This window comes from Sandarakinorhabdus sp. (genome assembly GCF_031422795.1).
In the GTDB taxonomy this organism is placed as follows: Bacteria; Pseudomonadota; Alphaproteobacteria; order Sphingomonadales; family Sphingomonadaceae; genus Sandarakinorhabdus.
The window spans coordinates 1-5,245 of sequence record NZ_JANPML010000233.1 but is presented as its reverse complement, the minus strand read 5'-3'; the positions used below and the strand labels follow the sequence as shown (position 1 = coordinate 5,245).

At 62.8% G+C, this 5,245-nt stretch carries 5 protein-coding genes; 3 read left to right on the top strand and 2 right to left on the bottom strand.

The features are described 5' to 3' along the window. The 3 genes from RMO81_RS08690 to RMO81_RS08680 form a co-directional block, all read left to right on the top strand. The coding region (locus tag RMO81_RS08690; RefSeq protein WP_310475433.1) for a homocysteine S-methyltransferase family protein at positions 1 to 763 on the top strand (763 nt) is incomplete at its 5' end. After that, complete coding sequence (metH, locus tag RMO81_RS08685; RefSeq protein ID WP_310475432.1) at positions 760 to 3,369, top strand: methionine synthase; 2,610 nt, start codon at positions 760 to 762, stop codon at positions 3,367 to 3,369. The genes RMO81_RS08690 and metH, both read left to right, overlap by 4 nt. Positions 3,370 to 3,420: 51 nt before the next feature. Beyond that, on the top strand, positions 3,421 to 4,146 hold the full coding sequence (locus RMO81_RS08680; protein WP_310475431.1) for a hypothetical protein: 726 nt from the start codon (positions 3,421 to 3,423) through the stop codon (positions 4,144 to 4,146). Here RMO81_RS08680 and RMO81_RS08675 read toward each other — a convergent pair. Both RMO81_RS08675 and yghU read right to left on the bottom strand, forming a co-directional pair. Then, entirely contained in the window at positions 4,143 to 4,580 is a 438-nt protein-coding gene (locus tag RMO81_RS08675; protein ID WP_310475430.1) for a PaaI family thioesterase, read from the bottom strand. The genes RMO81_RS08680 and RMO81_RS08675 overlap by 4 nt on opposite strands. Beyond that, positions 4,577 to 5,245, bottom strand: a 669-nt coding sequence (gene yghU / locus RMO81_RS08670; protein WP_310475429.1) for a glutathione-dependent disulfide-bond oxidoreductase, incomplete at its 5' end; no start/stop codon positions are given. The genes RMO81_RS08675 and yghU, both read right to left, overlap by 4 nt.

The window sequence follows — 5,245 nt, the reverse complement described above, 5'->3', positions numbered from 1 at the left end:
CCGCGTGCGCGAGATCAACCTGGCCGCCGCCCGCATCATGCGCGAATGCGTGGACGAAGCCATTGCCGCCGATGGCATTCCGCGCTGGGTGGCCGGATCGTTGGGGCCGACCAACAAGACATTGTCGCTGTCCCCGCGCGTTTCCGATCCCGGCTATCGCGAAGTGACGTTCGACGGCGTGAAGGACGTCTATCGCGAGCAGATCGACGCGCTGCTGGACGGCGGCGTGGATTTCATCCTGATCGAAACGGTGTTCGATACGTTGAATGCCAAGGCCGCCGCCTTTGCCGCGGCCGAAGCAGCCGACGAGCGCGGCCATGAGGTTCCGGTGATGCTGTCGATGACGCTGACCGATCTGTCGGGCCGCAATCTTTCCGGACAGACGGTGGAGGCCTTCTGGCACTCCATCCGCCATGTGAAGCCGGTCGCGGTCGGGCTGAACTGTTCGTTTGGCGCCACCGAATTGCGCCCGCATGTGCAGGCGCTGGCCAAACAAGCCGACACACTGATCATGACCTATCCCAACGCCGGCCTGCCCAATGATCTGGGCGAATATGACGAACAGCCGGAAACCACGGCGGGCTTCATCCGCGGTTGGGCCAACGAAGGGTTGGTCAACATCGTTGGCGGCTGCTGTGGTAACACGCCAGAGCATATCGCTGCCATGGCCCGCCAGGTTGCCGGCCTGCCGCCGCGCATCATTCCCAAACCCGAAACGGCCCTGTATCTGACCGGCCTTGAAGCCCACAGGTTTGCCGCATGACGACTGCTAGCTTCATCAACATCGGTGAACGCACCAACGTTACAGGTTCTGCCGCGTTCAAGAAATTGATCCTGAACGGCGATTACGCGGCCGCCGTGGAAGTCGCGCGCCAACAGGTCGACAATGGCGCGCAGATCATCGACATCAACATGGATGAAGGCCTGCTCGACAGCGAAGCGGCCATGGTCACCTATCTGAACCTGATCGCAGCGGAACCCGATATCGCGCGCGTGCCGGTGATGGTCGACTCATCGAAATGGACCGTCATTGAAGCCGGGCTGAAGTGCCTGGCCGGCAAGGGCATCGTCAATTCGATCAGCATGAAGGAAGGCGAAGCGCCGTTCCTGGAACAGGCGAAGAAATGCCTGCGCTATGGCGCCGCCGTTGTCGTGATGGCCTTTGATGAAGTGGGCCAGGCCGATACCGCGCAGCGCAAGGTGGAAATCTGCGAACGCGCCTATAAATTGCTAACCGGCATCGGTTTCCCACCGGAAGACATCATCTTCGATCCCAACATCTTCGCGGTGGCGACGGGGATCGAAGAGCATAATAATTACGGCAATGATTTCATCGATGCCTGCCGTGAAATCCGTGTGCGCTGCCCGCACGCGCACATTTCCGGCGGTGTTTCCAACCTGTCGTTCAGCTTCCGCGGCAATGAACCGGTGCGCCGGGCCATGCACAGCGTGTTCCTGTATCACGCCATCCAGGCCGGGATGGACATGGGCATCGTCAACGCCGGGCAACTGGACGTGTATGACGCCATCGACCCGGAACTGCGCGAGCGGTGCGAGGACGTGGTGCTCAACCGCCGCGAGGATTCAACCGATCGCCTGCTGGCGGTGGCCGACAAGTTCAAGGGCGGCCCGCAAAAGGCCGCCGATCCGGCGGCCGAACTGTGGCGGTCGTGGCCGGTCGAAAAGCGGCTGGAACATGCGTTGGTCAAGGGCATGGACGCCTTTGTTGAAGTCGATACCGAAGAAGCCCGATTGCTCGCAGCGCGGCCGATCGAGGTGATCGAAGGCCCGTTGATGGCCGGCATGAACGTGGTTGGCGATCTGTTCGGCAGCGGCAAGATGTTCCTGCCGCAGGTGGTGAAATCGGCGCGCGTCATGAAGAAAGCCGTCGCGCATCTGCTGCCCTATATCGAAGCGGAAAAGGCCGGCGGTTCATCGTCGAAGGGCCGCATCATCATGGCGACGGTGAAGGGCGACGTGCACGATATCGGCAAGAATATCGTTGGCGTTGTCTTGCAGTGCAACAATTTCGAGGTGATCGATCTTGGCGTGATGGTGCCGGCGCAGACCATCCTGGATGCCGCCGTGAAGCATGAGGCCGACATGATCGGGCTTTCCGGGCTGATCACCCCCAGCCTTGATGAAATGGTGCATGTGGCCGCTGAAATGCAGCGCATAGGCATGACCATGCCGCTGCTGATCGGCGGGGCGACCACCAGCCGGGTCCACACCGCGCTGCGCATCGCGCCGGCATACGAAGGCCCGGTGGTGCACGTGCTCGACGCCAGCCGTGCCGTGGGTGTGGCCGGCACGCTGGTTTCGGATACGCTGAAAGATGCGCTGGTTGCCGACACGGCGGCTGAGTATGAAAAAATCCGCATTCAGCGCGCTGGTGGTGGCCAATCAAAGCTGGTTCCGATCGAGCAGGCCCGCGAAAACGCCTTTCCCACCGATTTCATTGCGCACCCGCCGGTGCAGCCCAATTTCACCGGCACAAAGACCATCGACGATGTGACGGTGGAAATGCTGATCCCCTACATTGATTGGACGCCGTTTTTCCGGGCGTGGGAACTGCATGGCAACTACCCGGCGATCCTTACCGACGACGTGGTGGGGGCCAGCGCCACCAGCCTGTTTGCCGACGCGCAGGCCATGTTGAAACAGATTGTTGCCGAACAATGGCTGCACCCCAAGGGCGTGATCGCAATCTGGCCGGTGCGGCGCGAAGGCGATGATGTCGTGGTGTTCGATGATGAAAGCCGCGCCAGCGCCGTCAAACGCCTGCCGTTCCTGCGCCAGCAGATCGCCAAACGTGATGGCCGCGCCAACATGTGCCTGGTGGATTTCATCCACCCGCAGCAAGACTGGCTGGGCGGTTTTGCCGTTCAGGCGGGCGAGGGCATCGATGCGCAACTGGCCCGCTTCAAGGCCGGGCATGATGATTACAACGATATCCTGCTCAAGGCGCTGGCCGATCGCCTGGCCGAAGCCTTTGCCGAATATCTGCACGAGCGGGTGCGCCGCGAAATCTGGGGCCATGAACTGGGCAACAAGCAGTCCAACGAGGATCTGATCCGCGAACGTTACACCGGCATCCGCCCGGCGCCGGGCTATCCGGCCTGCCCGGAACACAGCCTGAAGACCCATTTATTTGATCTGATGAAGGTGGAGGAGCGTGCCGGCATCACGCTGACCGACAGTTTTGCCATGTGGCCAACAGCGGCGGTATCGGGCTTTTACTTTGCCCACCCCGAAAGCGCCTATTTCGGCGTGGCGCGGGTCGGGCCGGACCAACTGGAGGACTATGCCGCGCGCCTGGGTGTGAGCCGCGAACGCGCGACGCAGTTGCTGCGGCCAAATCTGGACTAGCGCGGCAGGGCAGGGGCGGGCTAGGGATGCCGGCCTCATTGAGCTGCCTGATTGACCGCAACCACCGCCTCCTTCCTCGCGCCCCCATCCGGCATGTTGCCGGAACGTCGGCGCGTGCCGGTGCTGGCGATCGTTATTGCGTTGCACATCGGGTTGATCCTGATGCTGCTGTTGCTGGCGCCGCCGCTGCCCAAGGGCAAACCGGGCGTGACCAGCATGGTTGCCGTCAACGTCGCGGCGCCCGCCCCGCAGCGCGCGCAGCCCAAGCCCCAGCAGCGCAAACAGCAGAAGGCGCCCAGCAATCCGCAGCCCAAACCGGAAGTGACGGTGCCCAATGCGCCGCCGGCCAAATGGAGCTTTGGCGATCCAGCGCTGCGCGAGTTTGATCTGAGCAAGCTGCCGCCGGCGGACAGCGCCCCGGCGCAGATGGCCGAAGCCGGCCCGCCCGACAGCGCGGTGGTGGGCGTCGCGCCCGACGGATCAAAGCTTTACGCCGCCGAATGGCATCGCGAGCCGACCGATGCGGAACTGGCCTTTTACATACGCAAGGCGCGTTATGCCGGGCCGGGTGCCTATGGCCTGATCGCCTGCCGCACCGCGCCGCGCTTCAAGGTGGAGGATTGTCGGCCCATCGGGGAATCGCCCGGCTCCGGCATGGGCTATGCCGTGAACGAGGGTGCCTGGCAGTTCCGCGTGAAGCCGCCGCGCGTCAACGGCGACTATCAGGTGGGCACATGGGTGAGTATCAAGATCGAGATCACGCCGCCGGGCAACTAGACCATCTTTGCCGCCACCTTGGCGGCATCGATCAACGAGATGGTGCTGCTCGCCTTGGCCAGCACCTTGCCATCGAGTGTGGTCAGCCGGCCTTCGGCAAACACGGTGCGGCCGCCGGCCTTTTCGAGCCAGGCTTCGGCGAGCACGCGCCCGGGGTTGGCGGGGGCGAAATAGCTCACCTTGAGTTCAAGGCTGATCGGCACGCGATCAAAGCCGTATTTGGCCATGACGGCATGGGCCATGGCCGCATCGATCCAGCCGGCAACAAAGCCGCCCTGCGCGACACCGCCCGAATGGCACATGGCGTGCAGCACTTCATATTCAAGGCAGGCGTGGCCAGGATCAAAGCGCACGATGCGGCGCTGAGCGAGGCTGTGGCCCAGCGTGCCTTCGGGGTAGGTGTCAGGTGGCTGCGGAATGGCGCTTTCGGTCACGCGGTCTTGCCAATCTTGTCCTGGGTTTTCGTGTCGAAATCGCTGGCGTCATGGCGCTCGAGCAGCTGGCTCGACGGTTCGCCATACGGGCGGTTGACCATGCGGCCGCGCTTCACCGCCGGGCGCTCGCCGATCTGCTTGGTCCAGCGGATGACGTTGGTATAGCCCGCCACTTCGAGGAACTCGCCGGCTTCATACAGCAGGCCCAGGCTCATCGCACCATACCACGGCCAGATCGCCATATCGGCGATGCTGTATTCCGGCCCCGCCATATATTCGTTGGCCGCAAGATGCCGGTCGAGCACGTCCAATTGCCGCTTCACCTCCATGGCATAGCGGTTGATCGGATATTCCTGCTTGGTGGGGGCGTAGGCATAGAAATGGCCGAAGCCGCCGCCCAACATCGGGGCGGAACCCATCTGCCAGAACAGCCAGCACAGCGCCTCGGTGCGGACGTGATGATCGGTGGGCAGAAAGGCGCCGAATTTTTCCGCCAGATACAGCAGCATGGCGCCGCTTTCGAACAGGCGGGTGGGCGGATTGGTGGAATGATCGACCAACGCCGGGATCTTGCTGTTGGGATTCACATCGACAAAGCCCGAACCGAACTGATCACCGCTACCGATGTTGATCAGCCACGCATCATATTCCGCGCCCGTATGGCC

Coding starts and splice junctions, on each gene's coding strand:
- metH (WP_310475432.1), top strand. CDS start 760: ATGACGACTGCTAGCTTCATCAACATCGGTGAACGCACCAACGTTACA.